At 43.2% G+C, this 24,215-nt stretch carries 26 protein-coding genes and 1 pseudogene; 18 read left to right on the forward strand and 9 right to left on the reverse strand.

Features of this window, described 5'->3' with window-relative positions; translation table 11 throughout:
- Positions 1 to 33: 33 nt before the first annotated feature.
- From NST65_RS02175 to NST65_RS02190, 4 genes and pseudogenes are all read left to right on the forward strand, one after another.
- Positions 34 to 468 (forward strand): PTS sugar transporter subunit IIA, encoded by a 435-nt coding sequence (locus NST65_RS02175; protein ID WP_012008933.1) that lies wholly within the window; start codon positions 34 to 36, stop codon positions 466 to 468.
- Position 469: 1 nt separating this feature from the next.
- Positions 470 to 1,591, forward strand: a complete 1,122-nt coding sequence (locus NST65_RS02180; protein WP_111927526.1) for a mannitol-1-phosphate 5-dehydrogenase — start codon at positions 470 to 472, stop codon at positions 1,589 to 1,591.
- Positions 1,592 to 1,690: 99 nt separating this feature from the next.
- Positions 1,691 to 3,439, forward strand: coding sequence for a methyl-accepting chemotaxis protein (locus NST65_RS02185; RefSeq protein ID WP_111927525.1), 1,749 nt, complete (start codon positions 1,691 to 1,693; stop codon positions 3,437 to 3,439).
- Between the two features lie 226 nt (positions 3,440 to 3,665).
- A pseudogene (locus tag NST65_RS02190) lies at positions 3,666 to 4,059 on the forward strand (RidA family protein).
- A gap of 196 nt (positions 4,060 to 4,255) precedes the next feature.
- On the opposite strand, the gene NST65_RS02195 reads toward NST65_RS02190, so the two are convergent.
- From NST65_RS02195 to NST65_RS02205, 3 genes are read right to left on the reverse strand one after another with little or no spacing between them, the layout of a single operon-like run.
- A complete protein-coding gene (locus NST65_RS02195; RefSeq protein WP_041116688.1) occupies positions 4,256 to 4,492 on the reverse strand; it encodes a DUF2651 family protein in 237 nt (78 codons plus the stop codon).
- Between the two features lie 25 nt (positions 4,493 to 4,517).
- Positions 4,518 to 4,811 carry a DUF5316 family protein gene (locus NST65_RS02200; RefSeq protein ID WP_041116690.1) on the reverse strand — a complete coding sequence of 98 codons (294 nt, stop codon included), beginning with the start codon at positions 4,809 to 4,811 and terminating at the stop codon, positions 4,518 to 4,520.
- Between the two features lie 25 nt (positions 4,812 to 4,836).
- Entirely contained in the window at positions 4,837 to 5,214 is a 378-nt protein-coding gene (locus NST65_RS02205; protein ID WP_081123991.1) for a VOC family protein, read from the reverse strand.
- Positions 5,215 to 5,398: 184 nt separating this feature from the next.
- On the opposite strand from NST65_RS02205, the gene NST65_RS02210 reads away from it, so the two are divergent.
- The 8 genes from NST65_RS02210 to NST65_RS02245 all read left to right on the forward strand — a co-directional run bounded on the left by NST65_RS02210 (position 5,399) and on the right by NST65_RS02245 (position 12,099).
- Positions 5,399 to 5,668: an excalibur calcium-binding domain-containing protein gene (locus tag NST65_RS02210; RefSeq protein WP_080769491.1), complete on the forward strand. Its 270-nt coding sequence runs from the start codon at positions 5,399 to 5,401 to the stop codon at positions 5,666 to 5,668.
- A gap of 127 nt (positions 5,669 to 5,795) precedes the next feature.
- Positions 5,796 to 6,551, forward strand: a complete 756-nt coding sequence (locus tag NST65_RS02215) for a Cof-type HAD-IIB family hydrolase (protein WP_024425552.1) — start codon at positions 5,796 to 5,798, stop codon at positions 6,549 to 6,551.
- Positions 6,552 to 6,734: 183 nt separating this feature from the next.
- Positions 6,735 to 7,493, forward strand: coding sequence for a 5-oxoprolinase subunit PxpA (locus NST65_RS02220; RefSeq protein ID WP_111927524.1), 759 nt, complete (start codon positions 6,735 to 6,737; stop codon positions 7,491 to 7,493).
- 26 nt (positions 7,494 to 7,519) lie between these two features.
- Positions 7,520 to 8,737: an NRAMP family divalent metal transporter gene (locus NST65_RS02225; protein WP_041116696.1), complete on the forward strand. Its 1,218-nt coding sequence runs from the start codon at positions 7,520 to 7,522 to the stop codon at positions 8,735 to 8,737.
- Positions 8,738 to 8,742: 5 nt separating this feature from the next.
- Entirely contained in the window at positions 8,743 to 9,534 is a 792-nt protein-coding gene (locus NST65_RS02230) for a putative hydro-lyase (protein ID WP_111927523.1), read from the forward strand.
- Positions 9,535 to 9,552: 18 nt separating this feature from the next.
- The gene (pxpB, locus tag NST65_RS02235; RefSeq protein ID WP_111927522.1) at positions 9,553 to 10,299 is read left to right on the forward strand and encodes a 5-oxoprolinase subunit PxpB; all 747 of its coding nucleotides are present in this window, start codon (positions 9,553 to 9,555) and stop codon (positions 10,297 to 10,299) included.
- Positions 10,296 to 11,342, forward strand: a complete 1,047-nt coding sequence (locus NST65_RS02240; RefSeq protein ID WP_111927521.1) for a biotin-dependent carboxyltransferase family protein — start codon at positions 10,296 to 10,298, stop codon at positions 11,340 to 11,342. The genes pxpB and NST65_RS02240 overlap by 4 nt, the downstream gene beginning before the upstream one ends.
- Complete coding sequence (locus tag NST65_RS02245; protein WP_034283816.1) at positions 11,326 to 12,099, forward strand: IclR family transcriptional regulator; 774 nt, start codon at positions 11,326 to 11,328, stop codon at positions 12,097 to 12,099. The genes NST65_RS02240 and NST65_RS02245 overlap by 17 nt, the downstream gene beginning before the upstream one ends.
- Before the next feature lie 33 nt (positions 12,100 to 12,132).
- Here NST65_RS02245 and NST65_RS02250 read toward each other — a convergent pair whose 3' ends face one another.
- Positions 12,133 to 12,768, reverse strand: coding sequence for an FMN-dependent NADH-azoreductase (locus NST65_RS02250; RefSeq protein WP_024425558.1), 636 nt, complete (start codon positions 12,766 to 12,768; stop codon positions 12,133 to 12,135).
- Positions 12,769 to 13,174: 406 nt separating this feature from the next.
- On the opposite strand from NST65_RS02250, the gene NST65_RS02255 reads away from it, so the two are divergent.
- The 3 genes from NST65_RS02255 (at position 13,175) to NST65_RS02265 (ending at position 17,194) form a co-directional block, all read left to right on the forward strand.
- Entirely contained in the window at positions 13,175 to 13,807 is a 633-nt protein-coding gene (locus NST65_RS02255) for a GDSL-type esterase/lipase family protein (RefSeq protein ID WP_111927520.1), read from the forward strand.
- Positions 13,808 to 13,895: 88 nt separating this feature from the next.
- Positions 13,896 to 14,978 (forward strand): C45 family peptidase, encoded by a 1,083-nt coding sequence (locus NST65_RS02260; protein WP_111927519.1) that lies wholly within the window; start codon positions 13,896 to 13,898, stop codon positions 14,976 to 14,978.
- Between the two features lie 128 nt (positions 14,979 to 15,106).
- Positions 15,107 to 17,194: a transcription antiterminator gene (locus NST65_RS02265; protein WP_101677065.1), complete on the forward strand. Its 2,088-nt coding sequence runs from the start codon at positions 15,107 to 15,109 to the stop codon at positions 17,192 to 17,194.
- Between the two features lie 16 nt (positions 17,195 to 17,210).
- On the opposite strand, the gene NST65_RS02270 is transcribed toward NST65_RS02265, so the two are convergent.
- Positions 17,211 to 17,822: a class I SAM-dependent methyltransferase gene (locus tag NST65_RS02270; RefSeq protein WP_046314021.1), complete on the reverse strand. Its 612-nt coding sequence runs from the start codon at positions 17,820 to 17,822 to the stop codon at positions 17,211 to 17,213.
- Between the two features lie 156 nt (positions 17,823 to 17,978).
- Here NST65_RS02270 and NST65_RS02275 point away from each other — a divergent pair, with 156 nt between their 5' ends.
- Positions 17,979 to 18,848, forward strand: a complete 870-nt coding sequence (locus NST65_RS02275; protein WP_034283829.1) for an SDR family oxidoreductase — start codon at positions 17,979 to 17,981, stop codon at positions 18,846 to 18,848.
- A 294-nt stretch (positions 18,849 to 19,142) separates the two neighbouring features.
- A complete protein-coding gene (locus tag NST65_RS02280; protein ID WP_034283831.1) occupies positions 19,143 to 19,565 on the forward strand; it encodes a pyridoxamine 5'-phosphate oxidase family protein in 423 nt (140 codons plus the stop codon).
- Positions 19,566 to 20,185: 620 nt separating this feature from the next.
- On the opposite strand, the gene NST65_RS02285 is transcribed toward NST65_RS02280, so the two are convergent.
- On the reverse strand, positions 20,186 to 20,368 hold the full coding sequence (locus tag NST65_RS02285; protein ID WP_046313932.1) for a hypothetical protein: 183 nt from the start codon (positions 20,366 to 20,368) through the stop codon (positions 20,186 to 20,188).
- Between the two features lie 13 nt (positions 20,369 to 20,381).
- Positions 20,382 to 20,600 carry a hypothetical protein gene (locus NST65_RS02290; protein WP_041116719.1) on the reverse strand — a complete coding sequence of 73 codons (219 nt, stop codon included), beginning with the start codon at positions 20,598 to 20,600 and terminating at the stop codon, positions 20,382 to 20,384.
- 158 nt (positions 20,601 to 20,758) lie between these two features.
- Here NST65_RS02290 and NST65_RS02295 point away from each other — a divergent pair, with 158 nt between their 5' ends.
- The gene (locus tag NST65_RS02295; RefSeq protein WP_342489284.1) at positions 20,759 to 23,008 is read left to right on the forward strand and encodes a hypothetical protein; all 2,250 of its coding nucleotides are present in this window, start codon (positions 20,759 to 20,761) and stop codon (positions 23,006 to 23,008) included.
- A gap of 61 nt (positions 23,009 to 23,069) precedes the next feature.
- Here the strand turns inward: NST65_RS02295 and NST65_RS02300 are convergent, their stop codons facing one another.
- On the reverse strand, positions 23,070 to 23,366 hold the full coding sequence (locus NST65_RS02300; RefSeq protein WP_034664017.1) for a DUF3817 domain-containing protein: 297 nt from the start codon (positions 23,364 to 23,366) through the stop codon (positions 23,070 to 23,072).
- A gap of 129 nt (positions 23,367 to 23,495) precedes the next feature.
- Entirely contained in the window at positions 23,496 to 24,170 is a 675-nt protein-coding gene (locus NST65_RS02305; protein ID WP_034283860.1) for a GntR family transcriptional regulator, read from the reverse strand.
- Positions 24,171 to 24,215: the final 45 nt, after the last annotated feature.

Genomic DNA, 24,215 nt, shown 5'->3' on the forward strand with positions numbered 1-24,215 from the left:
ATTTTCCATTCTAAAAAAGGTGTGTGATCTTTCATGAAACAAGTACTTTCAAAAGACAATATTTTTCTAAACGAACAAGCGGGCTCTAAAGAAGAAGCCATTAAAAAAGCAGGCGAAGTCTTAGTGGCAAACGGTTATGTCACAAGTGATTATGTGGACAAAATGTTTGAAAGAGAAAATATTTCTTCTACATTTATGGGCAACGGAATTGCCATTCCTCATGGAACAGAGGATGCGAAAGCGGCTGTCCTTCATTCAGGAATTTCCATTATCCAAATTCCAGATGGCGTTGAATATGGCGAGGGGAATATTGCCAAAGTTGTATTTGGTATCGCTGGTAAAAACAATGAGCATCTCGATATTCTTTCTCAAATTGCGATTGTCTGTTCAGAGGAAGAAAACGTAGAGCGTATCATTCATGCAAAGGATCAGGATGAACTGATCGCCATCTTTAACGAGGTGAACTAACATGAAGGCACTTCATTTTGGAGCAGGCAATATTGGCAGAGGATTTATCGGATCTTTGTTAAAAGCATCAGGCTTTGAGCTCGTTTTTACCGATGTAAATGAAGCGGTGATCAACGAGCTGAATGAAAAAAGAGAATACACAGTGGAACTCGCAGCTCCAGGGCAGCAGCAAGAAGTAGTCGGTCCTGTGTCCGCCATCAATTCCGCAAAAGATCCAGCTGCATTAACTGAGGCAGTTGCAACAGCTGACCTCATTACAACAGCTGTTGGACCAGCTGTTTTGAACATCATTGCTTCATCGATTGCTGAAGGTTTAAAACAGAAAAAGCCTGATCATATCATCAACATTGTGGCGTGTGAAAATATGATTGGCGGCAGCTCTCATTTAAAGGAAGCTGTTTTCTCTCATTTAACAGCTGATGAACAAGAAGCGCTGTCACACACAGTTGGTTTTCCAAACGCTGCGGTTGACCGCATTGTCCCCATTCAGCACCATGAGGACATTTTGAAAGTATCAGTCGAGCCATTTTTCGAGTGGGTCATTGATGAGACAGGCTTTATTGGAGACGTTCCTCAGATCGATGGAGCGACCTTTGTACAAGATTTAACGCCTTATATTGAGCGTAAGCTCTTTACTGTCAACACAGGACATGCACTAGCTGCTTATGTAGGGTACGAGAAAGGCGTGCAAACGATTAAAGAAGCTGTCGATACACCAGAGATTCGTCAAGTGGTCGAAGGTGCACTACACGAAACGGGCAGTTATTTAATCGACACATATGGTTTTCAAAAAGAAGAACATGATGCGTATATTCAAAAAATCATCAAACGATTTGAAAATGCCTTTATCTCTGATGAAGTCACGCGTGTCGCACGTTCCCCGCTTAGAAAGCTTGGAGCAAATGACCGTTTAATCGGTCCAGCGAAAAAGATCAGACAGCCAGAGTATTTAATTAAAGGCATTGTGGCAGCTTTGGCTTACGACTTTACTGAAGACGAAGAAGCTGTTCGTCTGCAGGCATTAAGAAAAGAAAAAGGCATTGAAGGTGTGCTGGAAGAGGTATGTGGACTCTCACCATCAGACGATCTTTATCAAGCCATTCTTAAAGAAGCAGCTCATTAATCAGAAAATCCCTTTCCATTGTGAGAAAGGGATTTTTTCTATGACTTTTTTAATACTTTTCCCTGCTTGACGATATATAAAGTAAGGGGGAATTTGTACATGAAAAAGAAAGCGTTTGCGTCAAGAAGTGTCTTTTTTCAATTAATGTCTGCCATTATCGTGATCACGATTTTAACGGGTGGACTAGTTGGAACAACGGGGTATTTGTTAGCGAAACATGTCTTAATTGATGCAGGGAAAGCAGATTTAAAGCACATCGTCAGCGGAGCGATGGCCACACTTGAACAATTGAATGACCGTGTGGAGAAAAAAGAACTGACGCTTGAGCAGGCGCAAGAACAAGCTCGGCTTTACTTGAGCGGACCCAAAAATGACAACGGGAAGGGATACCAATCTCAAAAATCAGATTTTATCTATAAAAATAAAGGCTATCTGATCGCTTATGGTACTGACTATTCTACCCAGGTTCATCCGGTCAACGACATCGGCGTCATTCCAGATAACACGACCAATCGTCAAAAAATGGTCGCTGGCGCCAATGCAAAAGGTGAGGATGCACACTATGTGACCTATATGGATAAGGACGATGCAACCGGCGAAGAAAAAGAAAAGCTCGCCTATATGAGCCAGTTTACACCGTGGAATTGGAGTGTAGGTATCGCTGTCTTCCAGGACGAATTTTATAAAGAATTAGAGCAGATGAAGCTCTATATTATTCTCATTACAGCGGGTGTCGCCCTTCTGAGCCTAGGCGTCTTTTATTTAGCTGCTCGAGGAAAAGTCAGACTGCTCAAGCAAGTCACTGCTGCTTCAAAGGAAATTGCAGCGGGGAATATTGAACGCACGAACTTAAAGGAAACAACGGATGAAATCGGACAGCTGGCAAAAGGCTTTAACCATATGTCAGGAGAGCTCAGAACACTGGTGAGCGGTTTACAGGAAACGAGCAGTCAGCTTGTTGAATCAGCGACAGATTTATCGGCGATATCTGAAGAAACCTCAGCCAGCAGTGAAGAAATTGGACGAGCCATCGGAGACATTTCGACTGGAACACTTCATCAAGCATCTGATCTTGAAGTAGCCAATCAACAAATGACTCAGTTTAATCAATCTATTGAGAATGTCAAAGAACAGAGTGATCAAATTAAACGGATTTCCGACCAATCGAGTCAATCATCACAGCAGGGCCAGCAAATCGTACAGCAATTAAAACAATCGAATGAACAATCGATTCAGGCGTCTCAAGGCATTAGAGCAGGAATCGAGCAGTTAAGTACAAAAGTACAGGATATTTCTCAAATCACAGATACGATTGAAAGCATTTCAAATGAGACGAATTTACTGGCACTGAATGCAAGTATTGAGGCAGCACGTGCAGGAGAGCATGGCAAAGGCTTCTCAGTTGTGGCGAGTGAAGTGCGGAATTTAGCTGAGCAGACAAAACAATCAGCCGTTCAAATTCAGCAAATGATCCAAGGCATTAAAGAAGAAACGACAACAACAGCTGGTATCATGTCTAATACAATGGATCGTTTTGCCGAGCTGGATGAAGCGGTGCATGCTACAGAACATGAATTCAATGCCATTTCTACATTGATTTCACAAACCATCGTTGAAACAAACGCGATGGCAAAAGAGCTGAATACACTGCTGGAGCAAAACGACCTCATCACAAAAGCCATGCACGGCGCAGCACATGTTTCTCAAGAAAATGCGGCGGCGATCGAGGAAATCACTGCATCCACAGACGAACAAGTGACAGCCATCTCTAATGTGGCAAAAGCAGCAGAAAGACTTAATGAGCTTAGCATGCGATTGAATCAGGACATTGCGCGTTATCGTCTGTAAATCATTTTGACGATGTATCACTTGTCAGGTACGATGAAGTTAATCAAAACCTTGCTCACGCAAACAAAAGGAGTGTTTCGGTCATGAAAAAGAAGATATTAATGTCCTTATCTTGTGGCTATGGATACTCCACTGCTGTTTTCTTTTAGGATAGATAGAAATTGGTGAAGTCTGTCTACCAAACGAAGAAACAAGCAGAAAAATAAACGTGAGTGAGGGATATAACATGGAAAAAATCACGAGAAAAAACCCAGAAAGTATGCCGAAACCTGTTGGTCACTACAGTCATATCACAAGGGTGCCAAAGGGTGCGGGATTATTTGTTACATCGGGTCAGGTAGGGACAGATATAGATGGGCAGATCCCATCAAGCTTAAACGACCAAGTAACGAATACGTTTGAAAACATTAAAAAAATCCTTGAATCAGAAGGATTGAATGAAGAACATGTGATCAAGGGTCAATATATGGGCAACAGAAGAAATCGACTGGGACCATCTATATCCTCAGTGGGATACGATCTTCAAAACAGCTTACCCATCAATGACGATTGCTTATGTATCAGCTTTAGGATGGCCGGAGCTGAAAATTGAAATTGAATTATGGTGTGCGGATATATGATTCAAAAAAAGAACAGTGAAAACTGTTCTTTCAAATTGTTGACAAAGGGCTAAAATGATCTTGATTTTAGCCCTTTGTCTTCTTTTCAGCGTGATAGAAAACCTTTGAAGTCTAGGAAGGACGAGTACCGGCTCGGAGCGAATTTGACATTCGTGAGCACCGGCACGCAGACGTGACACAGAATGCGAGGGTTTGTCTACACGCTGAGCCGCTTTGTGATCCATCCAGCAAGGAACGTAAAGACGGTGTAGACGATGACCCAAATGAGAAAAGATACATTCCCGCCAATAGAGGTGAACATGAAGATCAAGCTTGCTAACAGCACAATCAAAGTAGGCATCCAAACATTCTTCAAAAAGAGCGTGCCCAATATGCCAATCAGCACAGAGATAATAGGAAAGCCAAATACAATGAATAGAATAAAAACAGCCATATTGCTAACTCCTTTTAATAAGTGTTTACATCAAAACATAAAAGACCGAAGCAGCCATGTGCGGAAGTGCAAAAATCATCACAAGAAAAGCCGTATCAAGGCGCCACATTCGGTGTTCTTTTGTTTCAGAATGATAGGCTGCTCGTGTCTCTTCTCCACTTGTCCAAGCACCCATTAGCACCCCAGACATCACGACCCCAATAATAGAAATCCCGCCGCTGACAAACCCAATCCATTCAAGGTGCTGCAACATCATAGCGGCGCTGCAAATCACAATCATTGAGCAAACACCGGCGAAAAAAGCATGTTTTTTTCTCATTCTGGTTCACTCCCTTCAAAGCCCATTAGGAGACCGCATCACATATTTCAATGAAATGACCATCAGGATCAGACACATAAGCGACCGTTTGACCCCATGGTTTTTTTGCAGGTTCTTTGATGATCGAAACCCCTTTTTCCTTCATTGATGCAATCGTTTGCTCCACATCATCCACAACAAAGCCAATTTCAAACGTTTGAGACGCTTGATTTGCATCAGGAACAGGCAATCCGAGTGCTTCTTTGACATCCTGGCGTGAATTAATCGATAACGTCACGTCTCCAGTATCAAACTCAACATAGGATTCAACCCTCAATTTTATTGGGAAACCAAGTACTTGCTGATAGAAATGAATACTCGCCTCCACATCGTTTACATATAAAATGGTATATTTCATTTTCATGTGAAAAACTCCTCTCTTCATATACGTGTCAAAAACGGAAAGGTTTCCCACTCATTGTACCATATAGGATATAAGGTATATTTCATGCCAAAAAAATCAAAATATTTAGCTCAATAGTCTTGAAAAACAAAAAGTGGTGACATATGATAAAATTGTAAAATTAGAAAAAATAGGGGGATCTTACATGTTGAAAAAAATCATGGTGGCTGTCTTGTCTTTAGGTCTTTTACTAAGCTTTACACAAGTCGACACCCACACAGCAGATGCAAAAACGGTCAAGTCTTACAAAAATTGCAAAGCACTGAACAAAGTATATAAAGGCGGCGTAGCAAAAAGCAAAAACACGAAAAACAAAGGCGGAAAAACAAAGTACAAGCCCTATGTATCAAAAGCACTTTATCAAAAAAATATGCGGCTTGACCGCGATAAAGACGGCATTGCGTGTGAACGCTAAGCACATGTGAAAAGACCTGTAATAAGGTCTTTTTTCTATGGGATCAAACTCGTCCCTTTGTGCCAGCTTCCTCTTTATATTAAAATAAAGATAGTTTCAAAAATCGATACAAAGTGGGGTACTCAATTTGTCAACACAAGCTCATAAGAAAGACATCCGATTGATTGCCATTGATATGGATGGCACGCTGTTAAACAGTGAGCACATCATTCCAGAGGAAAATAAACAAGCCATTAAAGAAGCTGAAGCAAAAGGGGTCCATGTGGTCATTAGCACAGGGCGGACACTGATGACATGCCGAGAGCTGGTTGAGCCGCTCAAGTTATCGTCTTACCTCGTGACAGCAAACGGAAGTGAAATCTGGGATTCAAATTTTCAGCTGATCGAACGAGATCTGCTGCATCCTGATCACGTCCAAATGATGTGGGATTTAAAAAATAGGTACGAAACCGATTACTGGGCTTCGACTGTGGATAAGGTGTGGAGAGGTGAATTCCCTGAACGGATTCATGACCATGAATGGCTGAAATTTGGCTTTGATATTCATGATGATGACGTTCGTGAGGAAGTACTCAATACATTGAAAACAAATAAGCACCTAGAGATCACAAACTCAAGTCCAACGAATATCGAAGTGAATGCAGCCGGCATTAACAAAGCGGCAGCTCTTGCAAAAGTAGCAGAACGCATTGGCTGTACGATGGACAACGTCATGTCACTTGGCGACAGCCTCAATGATATGGCCATGATTCAAGAAGCCGGATTAGGCATTGCGATGGGAAATGCCCAGGAAGTGGTGAAAGAGGCGGCTGATTGGATTACGGCTCCTAACACAGAACACGGTGTTGCAAAAGCCATCCAACATTGGGTGCTGTCTAAATAAGGTGCACTTCATTACAAGAAAAAGTGAGAGGACTTTGCCTCTCGCTTTTTTTGTTTTCTCCTAGTTCGAATGTTATATTTTCTGCCAATTTCATGTGTAGTCTATCCAAAGTTGGTATAATCAATATAAATTCGAATATTCGGACTTTATATTCCGTATTTCGGAACAACAAGGAGGGATTCTATGTATCAAGTGGATATCAACTGTGATTTGGGAGAAAGCTTTGGTCAATACACAATCGGTGCAGACGAACAAATCTTAGAATATGTCACCTCAGCCAACATTGCTTGCGGTTTTCATGCAGGAGATCCAACGGTCATGAGAAAGACAGTTAGAATGGCACTGGATAAAGGGGTCAAAATTGGTGCGCATCCGGGTTTGCAAGATTTGGCCGGCTTTGGCAGACGTCCAATGGCTATCTCCGCAGAGGAAGCCTATGATCTTGTCATCTATCAAATTGGCGCTCTATCAGCCTTTCTCAAGGCCGAGGGCGGCACGATGCAGCATGTCAAACCACACGGCGCCCTCTACAACATGGCGGCTGAAAATACTGAATTATCTGAATCAATTGCGCAGGCTGTGTATGATGTGGATCCAAACCTTGTGTTATTTGGTCTGTCAGGCAGTGAACTTGCGTTAGCAGGTGAACGAATAGGTCTGCAAGTGGCACATGAAGTGTTTTCTGATCGGACGTATCAAACAGACGGGACGCTGACATCCCGCCGCGAACCACATGCACTCATTGAAGAGGATGAACGGGCCGTCCACCAGGTTGTTCGTATGGTGAGAGAAGGCAGGGTTCGTACAGTTCAAGGAGAAGATATCCAGCTCAAAGCAGATACGGTCTGCATTCACGGAGACGGCAGCCATGCGCTTCAATTTGCAAAAACCATTACAGCGAAGCTAAAAGAAGCCGGGATTCATCTCAAGGCCTTTCAATAAAAATCGTCATCAAAGGGGGAAACAGCATGAAAACAGAGAAAGTCAAACACATGAAGGCACCAAAGGGGAATCGGTCTATGCTGATGGGCGCTGCCTTTTTAATGGCGACGTCCGCGATCGGACCGGGATTTTTAACACAAACAACCGTCTTCACACAGCAGCTTGCGGCTAGCTTTGGGTTTGTCATTTTGATCTCAATTTTATTAGATATTTTTGCACAAACAAATGTATGGCGCATCATTGCCGTTTCAGAAAAACGAGGTCAGGATATAGCGAATATGGTGCTCCCGGGTCTCGGGTATGTGCTGGCCTTTTTGATTGTCATTGGAGGACTTGCCTTTAACATCGGAAATATCGCTGGAGCTGGTCTCGGTTTTCAGGTGATCTTCGGTGTCGATCCGCGAATCGGCGCAGGGATCAGTGCTGTGATTGCCATTCTCATCTTTGTGATCAAAGAGGCTGGGAAAGCGATGGACCGTTTTACGCAGGCAGCAGGCTTTGTCATGATTGGCCTGATGCTGTACGTGGCGATTTCAACAGCGCCGCCAGTTGGAGAAGCAGCCGTGAGAACATTTGTCCCAGAGACGATTGATATTTTATCCATTGTGACACTTGTGGGCGGAACGGTAGGCGGCTATATCGTCTTTGCTGGCGGGCATCGCTTGCTGGATGCAGGTATTAAGGGGAAGGAAGCACTGCCGCAAGTGACGAAAAGCTCTATTTTCGGTGTGTTAATTACATCTGTCATGCGTGTGGCACTCTTTCTTGCCACATTAGGAGTTGTCTCAAAAGGCTTGCAGATAGATCCATCCAACCCGCCTGCCTCTGTTTTTCAATTAGCTTCAGGAAATATCGGATATAAAATGTTCGGGATTATTATGTGGGCTGCGGCGATTACATCCGTCATTGGAGCAGCATACACATCTGTTTCTTTCTTCAAAACCTTCTCACCAAAAATTGAGCAAAACCAGCGTGGTATCATCATTGGCTTTATTGCCCTCTCGACCCTTTGTTTTATTACGATCGGAAGACCAGTGAACATCTTGATATTAGTTGGAGCGATCAATGCATTGATTTTGCCGCTCGCCCTTGGCACATTACTCGTTGCGGCGTATAAGAAAGACATTGTCGGAGATTATCGGCATCCATTCTTTTTGACAGTGACTGGTGCATTTGTTGTGGTCATTATGGCGATGATGGGCGGCTATACCATCATTAATGAAATCCCGAAACTATGGAGTTGATTCAGATGAATACTTATCAAACATATGAGCCATCACAGATGAGAGAATTGATTCGCGAAAAAAAGATCACAGGACCAACGGCTGGCTTTGCAGAGGGGTTTGCTCAAGCCAATTTAATGATTGTCAAAAAGGAACTTGCCTTTGATTTTCTATTATTTTGTCAGCGGAATCCGGCTGCATGTCCCTTGCTTGATGTACTGGACCCAGGTGATCCAGTCCCAAGACGGTCGGCGCCTCAAGCGGATATTCGTACGGACTTTCCTAAGTACCGTATTTACCGAAAAGGGATTCTTGAAGAAGAGGTGACAGATATCACGGCTTATTGGGAGGATGATATGGTTGCCTTTCTCATTGGATGCAGTTTTACGTTTGAGCACGCGCTTATGCTAAATGACATTCCTGTCCGCCATATCGAAGACGGTCATAACGTACCCATGTATCAAACGAATATACCTTGTGAAAAAGCAGGAGTCTTTCATGGCCCGATGGTGGTCAGCATGAGACCCATTCCGGCGCATCAAGTCACAAGAAGTGTTCAAGTGACATCTCGATTTCCATCAGTCCATGGCGGACCGATCCATATAGGGGACCCAGCGGTGATTGGCATTTCCGATATAGGTCAGCCTGACTTTGGAGAACCATCTGTGATCAAAGAAGGAGAAGTCCCGGTGTTTTGGGCATGTGGTGTGACGCCGCAAGCCATTGTCATGCATACAAAACCCGATATTGCGATCACTCATGCACCCGGTCATATGTTCATCACAGATCGAAGAGATCAAAAGCTAGGTGTACTGTAGAAAGAGAGGTGTTCTCAAGTGGCTTTTTCAACGATAAAAGATTCCATCACCTACCACCCGCTGGGAGATGCAGCGATCGTCATCCAAGCTGGAGCTGACATACGTGAGGAGATTCATGTACTTGTTGAGCAGCTGTTTGCATGTATTGAACAGCACCCATTTGAAGGATATGTAGAAGCGGTTCAAGCCTTTACAAACGTGACTGTTTTCTACGAGCCTTATACCGTTCATCAATCGGCCCAGCTTCAAACACATGACCTGTCTCCATATGAATGGGTCAAAGGCTACATTGAACAACTTCTTGAAGACAAATGGCAGGAGGGAGTTCAGGTAAAGCGCCGCATCGTTGACATTCCAGTCTGTTACGGGGGAGCGCTGGGCCCTGATTTAGAAGAGGTTGCCCGTATCAATGGTTTAACGCCAGAGGAAGTCGTGCGTATTCACACTGCGGGCACGTACCTTGTCTATATGATTGGATTTGCCCCAGGGTTTCCGTTTTTAGGCGGGCTGTCTGAAAAGATCGCAGCACCACGCAGAGAAACACCAAGAATGTCCATTCCAAAAGGCTCTGTTGGTATTGCAGGAAAGCAGACAGGCGTTTATCCAATTTCTACACCCGGGGGCTGGCAGCTCATTGGACAAACCCCGCTGCCGCTTTTTCGCCCAGACGATGAAATTCCGAGTCTATTGAAAGCAGGGGACGAGGTCAGATTTGTCCAAATGTCTGAAAAGGAATTTTTCAGCATGAAGGAGGCAGAATGTTGAGTATTCATGTCATCAAGCCAGGGATGTACACAACCATTCAAGATAAAGGGCGTCAAGGCTATCAAAAGTATGGTGTCTTAACGAGCGGCGGCATGGACCCGCTCTCACTTAGAATCGCCAACATTCTCACTGGCAACCAAGAAAACGAAGCCGTGCTGGAAGTGACGTTGATGGGGCGGGGGCCTGTGCTCACATGTGAGAAGGATCAGCTCATTGCCGTCACTGGTGCTGATGTAGAGATTGATATTGATGGAGAGCGGGCACCATTATGGAAGCCGCTCTTTGTTCGATCAGGAAGCACGATTACCTTTGGTCTTTGTAAGAGAGGCTGCCGCGTTTATCTTGCTGTGGCAGGTGGATTTGATGTAGAACCAGTCATGCAGAGCAAAAGCACTTATGTCAGAGCAGGAATCGGTGGACTGAAAGGACGACCGCTTGAAAAAGGCGACATTCTGCCTGTTGGAGAGCCGTCTATCGTAGCGGATCATTTGTTTGATAGGCTAAAAAATAAAGTGAAACAGGCGGGGTACGGCGCACCCGATTGGACAGTGAGTCATGATCATTTTTTGCCGCTGCGGAAATCGCCAGTGATTCGCGTGCTGGCAGGCAGGCATCTTTCTTTTTTTCAAGAAACATCTCAAACCGCTTTTTTTGAGCAGCCTTATCAGGTCACACCCCAATCAGATCGTATGGGCTGCCGGCTGAAGGGGGAGCCGGTTCATTTAAAAGAAAAGCTGGAATTGATCTCAGAAGCTGTCGCCTTTGGATCTATTCAAATTCCACCCGATGGCCAGCCGATTATTCTGCTGGCAGATCGGCAGACGACAGGCGGATACCCGCGTATTGGAGAAGTAGCAACTGTTGATCTGCCGCTTATTGCACAGGCGATGCCTGGGGCAAAGCTGTATTTTGAACAAATAGGTCACCAGGATGCAGAGCAGGCGTTATTTAAGCAAGAAGCAGAACTGAGGGAGCTGGCCGCAAGAATCAAGCTGGAAGCATTCTCGTTTAGAAAAGGTGAAGAAGATGCAAAACACAAATAAAACGGTTGTGAAATCAATGGAGATTTTGCGGCTGTTTATCGCTCACGATCAATTAACATTAAATGAAATGATCGAGCTTTCCGGTATGCCGAAAACATCTGTTCATCGTATGGCGAGCTCTTTAGCTGATATGGGGCTGTTAGAAAAGCAAGAAACGGGTGTTTATCGATTAGGCTTGATGTTCCTTGAATACGGTCAGCTTGTGGCGGACCGCCTTGATATTCGAAGGATTGCAAGACCATTTATGGAAAGCTTACGGGATGAAGTAGGTGAAGCTGTACAGCTCATTGTTCGTGAGGGCGACGAAGCCATTTACGTGGAAAAGATTGAAGGTACGCAGCCTGTTCGTCTCTACACCGCCGTCGGCAGACGGTCCCCCCTATATGCGGGTGCCTGTGCGAGAAGTATTCTCTCTTTTTTACCAGAGAGCGAGAGACTTGCCTATATTGACTCAATTGAGCTGGGGAAGATCGGAATTGGGACCATCACAGATAAAGAGGTTCTAAGAAACATGCTGGAAGAATCAAATGCGCGGGGATATACGCTAAGCTATTCTGAGCTTGAAAACTATACAGCTGCGATTGGAGCCCCAATTTTCAATCATCTGGGGGAAGTGGCAGCAGGTATTAGCATTGCAGGATTTGAAGCAGGATATCAAAAAGAACGCTTACCTTACTTAATTAAACAGGTGAAAAAAGCCGCCAGTGATATTTCGAGGGAATTAGGATTTTCATCTGAACAAATAAAAAGCCAATGACCGTAAAGATCATTGGCTTTTTGCGTGCAGTTATTAGAAAGTTTTTCCTAAAGCTTTCGCACGTTCGATTGCATCTGCTTTAATTTGCTCTGCTTTCGCAGGCTCAGCATTGTGACCTTCAACGATAAGACCTTCGAAAGAAGGAATTCCGAAGAAGTTAGCGATTGTACCAAGGTAACGGTGACCTGCTTCAAGTTCAGCAGCAGGACCTTCAGAGTAGTATCCGCCACGTGCTTGGATGTGAAGAGCTTTTTTGTCTGTTAATAATCCAACAGGACCTTGCTCAGTGTATTTGAATGTTTTACCAGCTACAGCAACAGAGTCGATGTATGCTTTAAGAACTGGTGGGAATGAGAAGTTCCAAAGTGGTGAAACAAATACATATTTGTCAGCAGAAACGAATTGATCACTTAATTCGTTTAGACGAGCAACTTTCGCTTGCTCTTCAGCTGAAAGTGTATCGAAACCAGCGCCAGATTGAAGTTTGCCCCAGCCAGCGAATACATCTGCATCAATGTGAGGGATGTTTTCTTTGTACAAATCGATATGTACAACCTCGTCACTTGGATTTGCTTCCTTATAAGATTCGATAAATGCCTTAGCAGTAGCCATACTGTAAGAAACTGTTTCATCATGCGGATGTGCAGTGATGTATAAAACTTTTGCCATGTTCATTCAATCCTTTCTGTTTCGGTTATTTTTTTAGCGTATCCCAATGATACACTGAATATGTGGCATCTTTAATCATATTGGAATGCTATGAAAAAGATGTAACAAGCACAGTTACATGAAAACTGATATTTTCATTGTAATCACAATGTAGTTTGAAGTCAAGGTATAAAGTCTCGAAATCAAGATAAAAAGTTTGTAAATTTTTCTGGAACGCGTAAACACGCAGTTTTCAGCGTAAAAAGCCTACTCTTATTGAACAAAAAATCGTTCGATATCGCAAGTAAAGAGTTTGTAAAGGCACTGCATCTCAAAAATAGATGGATGCCCCTAAGTCATCTGCTACAAGCAACTGTTCTCCGAATTCGTATATATAAGAGAAGGCAGGAGAGAGTGAGGGATAAGAGTGGGACGATCCTATGTTGCGATTGGAGATTCCTTAACAGTTGGGGTGGGGGCACGTTTATTTGGCGAAGGATTTGTTCAGCGATTTTGGTGGATGCTTGAAAAAAAGACACATGCACCGGTCGAGCTGTCCGTATTTGCAAAATCAGGGTTAACGACTGATCAGATTTTACAGCTCTTCAAACGGTCAGAGGTGAGACGTGCGATTGCAGCAGCAGACATCATCACCATCACAGGCTGTGGGAATGACCTTGTTCAAGCTGTTCAGCAGTATGAAGAAGGTGAAGATGAAAAGAAACTGCTGCAAGCAGTCATACATTGTCAGGCGAATTTTAGCAAGATGATTCAAGAAATTGCTCAGATCAAAAAAGGGCAGCATCAGCCTTACTACGTATATTTCATGAATTTATATAATCCATTTCCGCAAATACCAATAGCCGGGCGGTGGCTTCAGCAATATAATCAACAACTTCGTTTGCTTGCTGCGAATCCGCATGTAGAAGTTGTGGATGTGTACCGAGCGTTTGAAGGGCATGAAAGAGCCTACTTATCGATTGATCAATTTCACCCGAACCCTAAGGGGTATGAAGCAATGGCAGAAGCATTGTTTAAGGTATACTGTAAACAGCTGTAATCCGTGGGATTGCAGTTTTTTTCATCCTTTTCATTAAATGACGGTTTCGATATGATAAAAGAAACGAAGGCGAAAGAGGTGTGCAGGCATGGAGGAGATCAGTGCATATTTTCAAGAGATGACTGGAACGGCTTATGAAGTGGGAAAACAGCAGGCTGTCTGGCTTAAGGAGAACCCGCTGCTAAAGACACAATATATTCGAACAGAACCGGTAACACAACAGGCTGTGAAAGAAACGAAGCAGCTGATCCGTCCCTTTCTTCCTCAATTAGATGAAGAGTTTGCTGGGTTTTGTGATGAAATGCAATTACATGAGCGTTATTTGACCTTTTTCTATTCATCTCATCTTCAGCCAGGCTGTTCCCACTGTGTGAGGCAGGGGAATATGGCGGCAGGCCAACAAACGGTCATGCTTCGTAACTATGATTTCTCCCCGATTTTTGATGATATGCGTCTTGTGACGACACATGTAAAAGGCTCGGCATATCATACAGGCTCGTCGCTGCTCTTGTTTGGCAGATCTGATGGGATGAATGAGCATGGTCTTTCTGTAACTTTCTCTGCTTGCGGTCCGCCGGTTGGCAATGAACCCGGTTTAAAGCCCCCAGCAGTCGCCGGTTTGCAGGTGTATCATGTGATTCGCTCTGTTCTGGAAACCTGTCAAACGGTCGAGGAAGCCATTCGCTCTATCGAGGAAATGCCCGTTGCCTCAAATGTTCACATCATGCTTGCGGATCGAAAAGGAGAGGCGGCTGTGATTGAAATCATTGATGGTCAAAAAAGAGTGAGAAGACCGGAGAGAGGTTATATTGCCGCAACGAATCATCCGGTAGCTGATCAAACAGCAAAAGGGATGACCAAACATCATTCTGTTGTCAGATACGATATGTTAATGGAAGCGTTAAAAGAACAACGATCAAGTGATTCTCTTGCGAAACTGTTCCAGACAGAATATCCTGATGGTCTGGCTGTGCACAATTATGAGGAGCTGTTTGGAACGATGCGAACCGTCATGTTCCGTCCGGAAGAAGGCACAATCGATTATTGCTTTGGCTCTCCAGTATACAATCCGACTTATTCTTTAAAAGCGGGGGGTTCATTGCCTTTTCAAGAACAAAAGGTTCAATTTCATCAAAAGGATTATGGACCGTCATTTTGGAGAAGTGTCTGATGCTACCTTGTTTATTTTTGTCACAGCTGCTGTGCCAAATTCAGATCAACTTAAGATTGCATCGCTCGTTGAAAGCGTTTTATATTAAGGTGTGACAATAGACCTATTTATACAGAAGGAGGCATTTCATGTACATAACGGCACGAGAACAGAAAGTCATTAAATACATCATTCAGCAAAATCGTTATGTCACCATTCGTGAGATAGCCGATTCTGTTCAGGTAAGTACTAGAACGATCCATAGAGAACTAAAATCTATTAAACCAATATTGAAAGATTATCATCTTTCATTAGATAAACAACCGGGAAAAGGCTTGAAGGCAGTCGGCGAACAGGAGGATAAACAGCGGCTTCTTGCTCATATGTCAAATGAGGATCAAATCGAATATAGCTCAGATGAACGAAAGCTCTTAATTCTATGTGCGCTGCTTGAAGCGAAGGAACCGGTGAAATTATACACACTCGCAGCTGACTTGCAGGTAACAAATGCGACGATCAGCTATGATTTAGATGAACTAACAGAGTGGATTGCTCCATACGGTTTGCAGCTTATCCGCAAGCGCGGGTACGGCATTGAATTAAAAGGGCCGGAGGAAGCAAAACGAAAAATTGTCGGCAATCTCATTGTTGACCGGCTCGACATTCAATTATTTTTAGAAACGATTGAAATGAATATCAAACATCGAACGAAAGCGACGGAAAAGGTGTTTGGCGTTGTCAGCAGAGGACAGCTGCTAAAGGTAGAAAGGCTGCTCTTTCATTTGAAAGATCGACTGTCACTCTCATTATCTGATAGTGCCTATATTGCACTTGTTGTTCACTTAACCTATGCTATCGAACGTATTCAGCTTGGGGAAACCATTCGAATGGAAGAGGAAGAGCTGCTGGAATTAAAGCGGACGAAGGAATTTGAATCATCACTTCGAATGGCAAGGGCGCTTGAACGCATGTTTAATGTGGAGATTCCTGAAGCGGAGGTCGGATATATGACCATCCATCTTCGCAGTGCAAATCGCAGCTTTGGGGCAGAATACCGTATTGATGAAATTGAGCTGGATATAGCGCTGAGAACGAAAAAGCTCATTGATTTTATTTCAAATAAAACCGGCTATCATCTCAATGAAAATGATTCATTGTATGAGGGGCTCGTGTCTCATCTTGAGCCTGCCATGAACCGTCTAAAGGAAAAGATGAGAATCTATAATCCGCTCACACAACAAATAAAAAAAGACTACTTTTTGCTGTTTATGGCGATTGAAGAAGGAGTCGAGCGTTTCTTTCCTGAGATTGAATTTCCAGAGGATGAAATCGCCTTTCTTGTGCTTCACTTTGGCTCAGTGCTTGAAATCAAAAAAGAAGAAACAAAAATTCATGCGCTCGTTGTTTGCTCAAGCGGGATTGGTTCCTCGAAAATGCTCGCCTCCCGGTTGAAAAAAGAATTGCCGGAGATCGCCAAATTCGATCTATCCTCCTTGATGGAGCTAAAGGAAATCGATGCATCAAGCTATGACATGATTGTCTCGACCGTTCCGATTCCCTATGAGCATATCGATTACATTATGGTCAGCCCCCTTTTAAACGAGGATGATGCCATGCGTGTGAAGGCTCATATTAAACGGAAGATTCCTTATATCATCGAGAAAAAAAGAATAAAAGAACCTCCCGAAGAATTGGCGCAAGAAACCGTTGATATGATGGCGGTTGCAGAGCAGGTGACGAATTATATGTTTGTGATTCGCAGCATCCTGTCCCATTTTACCATCGAAAAAAGAGAGACGATGCCGCAGCATGATGAAACCATTAGGCAGCTGCTTCGTCAGCTTGAAGAGGAAGGATTTATCATACATGCAGATGATGTGGCGGGCGGCCTTTTGGAACGTGAACAGCAAGGCGGCTTAGGCATACCTGGCACTGAATTTGCTCTTTACCATTTAAAGCATACATTCATCAAGGAACCAATCTTTCATATTTATGATCTTGATCAGGCATACGAGGTTAAAAGCATGGATGGCGGGCAGCAGCAGATGTCAAGAATGCTCATGATGCTGGCGCCGCAAGAGCTTGGCAAGGAAGGGTCAGAAATGTTTAGTCTGATCAGTTCATCCATCATTGAAAGTGAAGAAAGCATGGCGCTTTATGGACAAGGAACAAAGGAAAACATTGAACAGAAATTACATCAGCTTTTCTATCAATTTGTCAAAGAGGCAAAGTGGTAAGAAAAAGGCCGAGAGCTTATTCGCTTCTCGGCTTTTTTGCTGTGACACAGACAGCAAGGGTAGGGCGAATTTCTTCATACTCAATAGAAAATTCGTCAAACCCTGCAAACTGCAAGTCATTTAATATGTTTTCACCCATCTCTTTTGTCCGATTGGCGTCAGCTCCTTTTTCTCTTGGCTGCATCACAATAGCGAGTGTCCCGCCTGGTTTTAAGGTGTGATAAAGATTGAGTAAGCCCGTTTTTGGATCATCCCAAATCGTAAAATTGTTAACAGACAGTACTTTGTCATACTGCTCTCCGGGAAGACGTGTTTTCTCGATTTTGCCGACATACAGACGAACCTGTTTGTCTTTTGCCCGTTTGCTGACGCGGGACTGTGCTTGCTCCTGCATGGTGGAAGAAGCATCCAGCCCATCAATGTGAAGGTCTTGATAATGCTTGAGCATATGTTTGATACTGTAGCCGGGTCCATAGCCAATTTCCAGAATGTTTTCACCATCTGTCAAATCTAAGTGGCGGATGGCCCACTGATTCAATGCTTTATTTTCATTTGCCATAATGAGTCCAGCAATGCTTCCGAGCCAGCCTTTTGGTCTGCTAAAGGTTTTCGAAATAGTAGACAGCATGTGAGAACGCTCCTTTTTGATGATCATGTAACCGATTTTTCCCCTCTTCAAACATGCTGATTTTCGGGAACACATCAATACAGCTTCATGATGTTTGAGTGAAAAAATGAGGTGGTAATGAAAGGATACATCAACAAATCAAGGAGGAGCTTACACATGGATTTACGTGATTATTTAACAAATGGCATTCCGCGCCAAACGCAGGATCAGCAGCCAGGCAGTGAAAGAGAAATGAATCCAGCGCCGATCTTTGAGGATGAATCATATCAAGGTTCTGGCAAGCTAAAAGGAAAAGTGGCACTGATTACAGGTGGAGATAGTGGAATTGGACGGGCAGTATCTGTTGCCTATGCAAAGGAAGGTGCACATGTTGCCATTGTGTATTTAAATGAACATGAGGATGCAGAGGATACGCAAAAACGTGTAGAACAAGAAGGCGTCAAATGCTTAACGATTGCAGGAGATGTCGGTGACGAAGCCTTTTGTGAGAAAGCAGTAGAAAAAACAGTTGAAGCCTTTGGTCAATTAGACATTTTAGTAAATAATGCGGCTGAACAGCATCCGCAAGAACGTATTCAAGATATTTCGAGTGAACAGCTTCACCAAACCTTTAGAACCAACTTCTATTCCTATTTCTATTTTACGAAAAAGGCATTGGATTATTTAAAACCGGGAAGCTCCATTATTAACACAACATCCATTAACCCATATAGAGGTAACCCAGTGCTGATTGATTATACGGCAACAAAAGGAGCCATTAACGGCTTTACGCGTTCTATGGCACAATCGCTTGTGAAAGATGGGATTCGAGTGAACGGTGTAGCGCCAGGTCCAATTTGGACGCCGCTCATTCCATCTACATTTGATGAAGACAGTGTGGAAAGCTTCGGAGCAGAAACTCCGATGGGAAGACCAGGACAGCCTGTTGAGCATGTCGGCTGCTTTGTCCTGCTGGCTTCTGACGAATCGTCTTATATGACAGGACAGACACTTCATGTCAATGGCGGTTCCTTTATGAATACATGATCTACCGCGGCACCGCCCAGCTTTGATTGGGCGGTGTTTTTAGTATTTCTTGCGATTTTTCTGCACAGATATGACAGACCATACGATTATGCCTACAACAACTGCCGCAATGACAAGTGAGCTCAAATGAAACATCGTTTCATGATGCATGTTCAATTTCTCCCTTCATTGAACCTGTTTTTTATAGCATCAGCCAGAAGGTCTCTTTTTATGAAAAACACATTTCTTTGTTTAATGAATGGGCTGTCGTGGAAACCTACGAATACGGATGAAATTTTGAAGGAGTGAAACGATATGTCTCAAGAAGAATTAAAACAAAAGGTATTAAACCTGTTAGATGAACAAAAGGTGGGAACACTAGCGACTGTTGAACAGGATAAGCCGCATACCCGCTATATGACTTTTTTTCATGAAGGGCTGACGTTATATACACCAACGAGTAAAGAAACACATAAAGCAGAAGAAATTGAAAAAAACCCGAATGTTCATATTCTCATTGGATATTCAGGCGAAGGATTCGGTGATACGTATGCAGAGATTGCAGGCACCGCAACATTAACCGACGATCCGGAACTGATTGACCGTCTTTGGTCTGATGAGATGGAGAAATGGTTTAAAGGAAAAGATGACCCAAATCTAGTGATCCTGAAGATTGACCCAGCCTCCATTCGTTATATGAATGAAGGAAGCCGTACACCAGCAGAATTATCACTTTAACACTTGCGCAAGCAGGGGGAATGTGTTATAGTTTTATATTAAGTGTTGAAATAAGCAAATAAATAAAGAAAGTAAACTTTCTTTTTTCTATGACATAATGAGAAGCAATAGAGCTTCTACTTGATAAGAACGAGACGCTGTCAAAGCGAACAAACTTATTCTTTTCCTTCTGCCACCGCCCCCCTATAAGAGCGGAAGAATGGAAAAAAGACGTTTTGATTTACAATTCACACTGGCACGGCTTCGGAGCCGTAAGGACGAATGAGAGGTAGGGCTTTCGTTGTCTTGTTATCCAGAACTTCCATGGCGTTTACTTTCAAACGTAGGTTCACTCGGAACACATATGACACACTGATATGATCGAATCTTAATTCATACACTCCGTAACGGAGATTAAACATTGATTATTTATTTGCATGAAAAGAGTAAGGAAAAGGCTGCCATCTATTTGGCAGCCTTTTTCATTAGGTCAAACAATAGAACCCCGAAACCAATGAGCACAAGAAAAGGAAAAACAAAGGTCGCAACCATTCGCATAGCGTCCGCCCCAAAAGGGTTTGACACTAAAAGCAGGCCGATAAATGCACAAATAATCAGAGTGAATAAAGCGAGCTTCATGATCATTTACTTTGTCCTTTTTTCTGATACCGCCAAATCCGCTCAATAAAAAAGAACATGACCGCAAACAAAATAGAAAACATGAACATATCCAGCAGTGTCACGCCTCTATTTGGATGCACAAGACCAAACCAAATGAATTGAAGAACAAAAGAGATCGCAAAATATAGAATCAATTTTTTCATCATTTTCCTCTTTTCACTTATTTTTTTGCCTCTTAAGCCACATCAGCCAAATGATGAAGGAACCAATCACACATGAGAGCAATGTGACAGGCGGCAAGGTGTGCCAGCTAGTCAGCCCCTTTACAAAACACATATAAAAAAAGAAAATGGAAATGGATACGAGTACCCATTGCTTGAACCAGCGAGGGACACGCAGCCAAGCCGCTAGAATGATTGATGATAGCTTATCCAATGAGATAACTCCTTTTTTGAATCTGATTGGATTTTATCGTAAACAACAAAGTTTGTAAAATATGGATTTCAGAGGCTTTGCTGGTATTCTTCTAGCATGAAACATTTTCGCTGTACTGACGTATAAGTTTAAGGAACCTCATGAAAGGAAGCGATCAAGTGAAAAGAATACCAATCATCTTCCTCAGATATATTGTCTTCTTTATTCCAGCCATCATTCTCAGTGTCTTGGTGTGGAATCATTACCAAGATGATTTGTCAGATGGGAAAGTAACAGAGTATGACGTCAAAGGAATGTTTACATTTGATGAAGGAAAACGAGTGGTGAGTGCTGTATCAAAAGACCAGCAGCTCCATTTTGCAATGTATGATCCTCAATCAGGAAAAAGAATTAGTGAATGGACCACAGAAAGTGATACGTTTCATGAAATGCTGCCATCCATTCAAGGAAACAATCTCTTACTGGCTTTAAAAAATAAAGACGGGCAGCTGTTGATCGAGAAACTAACACCAAGCGGAGAAAAGAAAGAGCTCGTTCAAAATAACCTGCAGATTCCCTCATTTTTAAAAACGAATACATACCAATGGAATGGACGGCTCGTATTTACAGGAGAAATGGACGGTGCCGCTGCAGTCATCGGTGAGCTGAAGGATGGTCAGTTTCATGTGCACAATCTGAACGATCTAAAGCTGCCAGCAAGACCCGTTTCTATCGATGTTGTCATGAATTCCTTTAGAGGGCAGACGCCAATTCCTATGTTTGAATTGGCTTTGAAAAATGACCAGAATGCGTATGTCAGCGGAATCTCAAACGAGAAGCAACAGCTTGGGGTTTATGTCTCCAAAAACGCTGAACCGTTCAGTCTCATTAAAGATAAAGTGGAGCAGCAGATGGAGAAAACAATCGGGACATCACAAAACTTTGCAGTCGCTGTCGAATCTAACTATCCAAAAAGGGCAAGGAAAGTGAATGCAGAGGGAAGGCTTGGGGAAGTCGTTCCAACACCAAAGCCGATTTATCAAACCTTTATTTACCAGCTTAATGAAGAAGAAGTTCTTCTTGCAGGCTCTACAGCAAAGGACGAAGCAAAAGGCAAACTGACAGGTTATATTTATAACCATCGCACGAATAAGGCGACGTCTGCCAGCAAGCTTTTGCAGTCGTTTTCATATGAATCTTTACAAAGAGAAGGGCTCTCTTTCAATAAAAATGTGAAGAGCGACTGGCTCTATTATTCATTTGACAATCAATTAACGGGTGCATTTGAGACGAAAAGCAAAGAACTAAAGGAATTTCCTTTGCAAAAGGTCATCTCAATTGAAAACGCCAGTCCGGCCCACCAAACGTCTGTTGATACCTTTACGCAATATGTTATGAAGGGCGGACCGCTCATTCTTAACTGGGCGATATGGATCTTGATCCCGCTATTATTATTTGTGCTAGCGATCTTCCTGCCGCCGATTTTGAGACTGGTGAGGAGAAACAAGATAAAGGACAGTGTCACATTAGAAGCCAATATTGTGTCTGTTAAAGAAACGGGCACCTACATCAACGAACAGCCAGTCGTCAAAATGCTGCTTCAATTTCAATATGATGGGGAAAACATCGAGAAGACGGTTAAAACGGTTGTATCCTACACCCAGATACCACAGCCGGGACAGCGTATTGTCATTCACTATGATCCAAAGAAGAAAAAAGCGATGCTCTTAAAAGAGGGTGACTTCTCGCAGCCAAGCGAGGCAAAGTTTATCAAAGGCGCTGTTTTAAGAAACATAGAATCATATGGAACTGTAGGACGAGGCACCGTCTTATCACTCACATTTGAATTAGATCAGAAAACGTATATCATTCCGATGATTCAAGCCGCCGGTTTTGAATTTAGAACAGGAGAAAAAGCCGATCTTGTCGATATCAACGGCCAGCTCAAAATGGCAGCCTATGGCCATGAAGTGCGGAATCGATCGGGGAAAGATGTGACGTTAACAGGAACGATTCAGCGTGTGAAGCAATATCCAGTGGCCATCCATGAACAAAAGCCTATTCAGCTTGATGTGTCGGTTTCAAACGGCGATGAGTCCATCACAAAAACGGTCAGCCAATTCATCCCTGATCATATGCAGGTCACAGCCGGCACTCAAATCACGATCCAGACAAAAAAAGAAGAGCTGGATAGAGAAATGGGTCTCATGCAAGAGAAACAAGGAAGTGCAAAAGTGACCAATGTTGAATTTGCTGGCGTCATCGGCAATCTGCCGTTAGCAATCATTCAGGTTGAGAGAAATGGCATGATGTATGAAGTGAAACAGCCAATCGATCCAATCACTAGCGTCTTGCCTGGTGATGAATTATGGGTGGCGTATCACGACATGACGCGTCAAGCAGCCATTGTGAAATATGCATCGATATAAAAAAGCGTTCCCCAGCGTGGAAAAAAAGGGCTAAAACGAATGTCGTTTTAGCCCTTTTTGATTAAGCTTTTGTATCATATTGGCGGAGCACCTTATCGTAGGCGAAGTTACCGAAAGGAATGAAAGCCGCAAAAAAACCGGCGATGGACCATTTCAAATGCCAGCGAACTTTAAAAGTCACATATGCCAAAACGAGCATATAGATGACAAACAATGCGCCATGAAGAGAGCCTACAATAGTGACTGCCATCGGAATATCCGCAAAATATTTTAGAGGCATGGCAATTAAAAGAAGGGTTAAAAGAGACATACCCTCAATAAAACCCGCCTGTCGAAGACGGCTAATACTTGTATGCATATACAAATCCTCCTGTATAAAAGCTAGTTTCTCATCTTCTAATATAAACGAAAGATCGTCTGGACATGCTGAAATCTACGAAAAATTCAAAATATGTTCATGGAATGCTTAAAAAATGGGAAAAGCCCTTTATTCTTTGTTTGTTTTAGAGAGTACTTGCTTTAAGTGCATAACATCATGTAATAAGTGCTCTGTCATTGCTTGAACCGCTTCTATGGAGCGGCGCTCTTTTATTTCAGAATAGATGGCTGTATGCTCTCTTTGAATGGTTTCAGCACGAGCCCCGCCGCTAAAATGGAAGATGCGGCAATAGTGAATGAGTGCATTCACGTGATTCAATTGTTTGGATAAGCGGTCATTGTGACTCGCCAACATGATTTTTTGGTGAAAGGCTTCATGTAACTGGACGATCTCTTTAGATGGCAGCTGCTGCTTGATCGCTTCGTCCGCCTGTGTGAGAACCTGCTCAATTTCATCCATTTCTCTTTGCGAGGCTTCCTTACAGGCAAGTTCAACAGCAAGTGTTTCTAAGGCCGCCCGAATTTGATAAAGCTCCTCAACATCTTTTTCTGTTAACGTATAGACGGAATAGCCTGAGCGATGATCCGCGATTAAAAGCTCGTCTTTTTCTAACAGCCTCATCGCCTCTCTTACCGGTGATCGGCTTACGCCAAATTGCTTGGCAAGCTGCGTTTCATTGATGCGCTCTCCTGGCTGAAACTGGCCATCAAATATCATTTGCTTCAGCTGTTCATAAAATTGCATGTGATACGGTGCTGGTCTTTCCATCTCGAATGAATTCATCCCATCATTCCCTCTTTTATTCATCATCTTTTGTCTCATGTTATC

The organism is Bacillus sp. FSL P4-0248 (assembly GCF_038593305.1).
GTDB lineage: Bacteria > Bacillota > Bacilli > Bacillales > Bacillaceae > Bacillus > Bacillus safensis.

Excerpts from the sequence above, each read along its gene's own strand:
- NST65_RS02285 (WP_046313932.1), bottom strand. The coding sequence starts at position 20,368 with ATGAAAAAATTGATTCTATATTTTGCGATCTCTTTTGTTCTTCAATTC.
- NST65_RS02185 (WP_111927525.1), top strand. The coding sequence starts at position 1,691 with ATGAAAAAGAAAGCGTTTGCGTCAAGAAGTGTCTTTTTTCAATTAATG.
- NST65_RS02220 (WP_111927524.1), top strand. The coding sequence starts at position 6,735 with ATGTATCAAGTGGATATCAACTGTGATTTGGGAGAAAGCTTTGGTCAA.
- NST65_RS02200 (WP_041116690.1), bottom strand. The coding sequence starts at position 4,811 with ATGAGAAAAAAACATGCTTTTTTCGCCGGTGTTTGCTCAATGATTGTG.
- NST65_RS02245 (WP_034283816.1), top strand. The coding sequence starts at position 11,326 with ATGCAAAACACAAATAAAACGGTTGTGAAATCAATGGAGATTTTGCGG.
- NST65_RS02250 (WP_024425558.1), bottom strand. The coding sequence starts at position 12,768 with ATGGCAAAAGTTTTATACATCACTGCACATCCGCATGATGAAACAGTT.
- NST65_RS02230 (WP_111927523.1), top strand. The coding sequence starts at position 8,743 with ATGAATACTTATCAAACATATGAGCCATCACAGATGAGAGAATTGATT.
- NST65_RS02270 (WP_046314021.1), bottom strand. The coding sequence starts at position 17,822 with ATGCTGTCTACTATTTCGAAAACCTTTAGCAGACCAAAAGGCTGGCTC.
- NST65_RS02265 (WP_101677065.1), top strand. The coding sequence starts at position 15,107 with ATGTACATAACGGCACGAGAACAGAAAGTCATTAAATACATCATTCAG.
- NST65_RS02175 (WP_012008933.1), top strand. The coding sequence starts at position 34 with ATGAAACAAGTACTTTCAAAAGACAATATTTTTCTAAACGAACAAGCG.
- NST65_RS02210 (WP_080769491.1), top strand. The coding sequence starts at position 5,399 with ATGTTGAAAAAAATCATGGTGGCTGTCTTGTCTTTAGGTCTTTTACTA.
- NST65_RS02260 (WP_111927519.1), top strand. The coding sequence starts at position 13,896 with ATGGAGGAGATCAGTGCATATTTTCAAGAGATGACTGGAACGGCTTAT.
- NST65_RS02225 (WP_041116696.1), top strand. The coding sequence starts at position 7,520 with ATGAAAACAGAGAAAGTCAAACACATGAAGGCACCAAAGGGGAATCGG.
- NST65_RS02205 (WP_081123991.1), bottom strand. The coding sequence starts at position 5,214 with ATGAAAATGAAATATACCATTTTATATGTAAACGATGTGGAGGCGAGT.
- NST65_RS02280 (WP_034283831.1), top strand. The coding sequence starts at position 19,143 with ATGTCTCAAGAAGAATTAAAACAAAAGGTATTAAACCTGTTAGATGAA.
- NST65_RS02305 (WP_034283860.1), bottom strand. The coding sequence starts at position 24,170 with ATGAATTCATTCGAGATGGAAAGACCAGCACCGTATCACATGCAATTT.
- NST65_RS02180 (WP_111927526.1), top strand. The coding sequence starts at position 470 with ATGAAGGCACTTCATTTTGGAGCAGGCAATATTGGCAGAGGATTTATC.
- NST65_RS02195 (WP_041116688.1), bottom strand. The coding sequence starts at position 4,492 with ATGGCTGTTTTTATTCTATTCATTGTATTTGGCTTTCCTATTATCTCT.
- NST65_RS02300 (WP_034664017.1), bottom strand. The coding sequence starts at position 23,366 with ATGCATACAAGTATTAGCCGTCTTCGACAGGCGGGTTTTATTGAGGGT.
- NST65_RS02275 (WP_034283829.1), top strand. The coding sequence starts at position 17,979 with ATGGATTTACGTGATTATTTAACAAATGGCATTCCGCGCCAAACGCAG.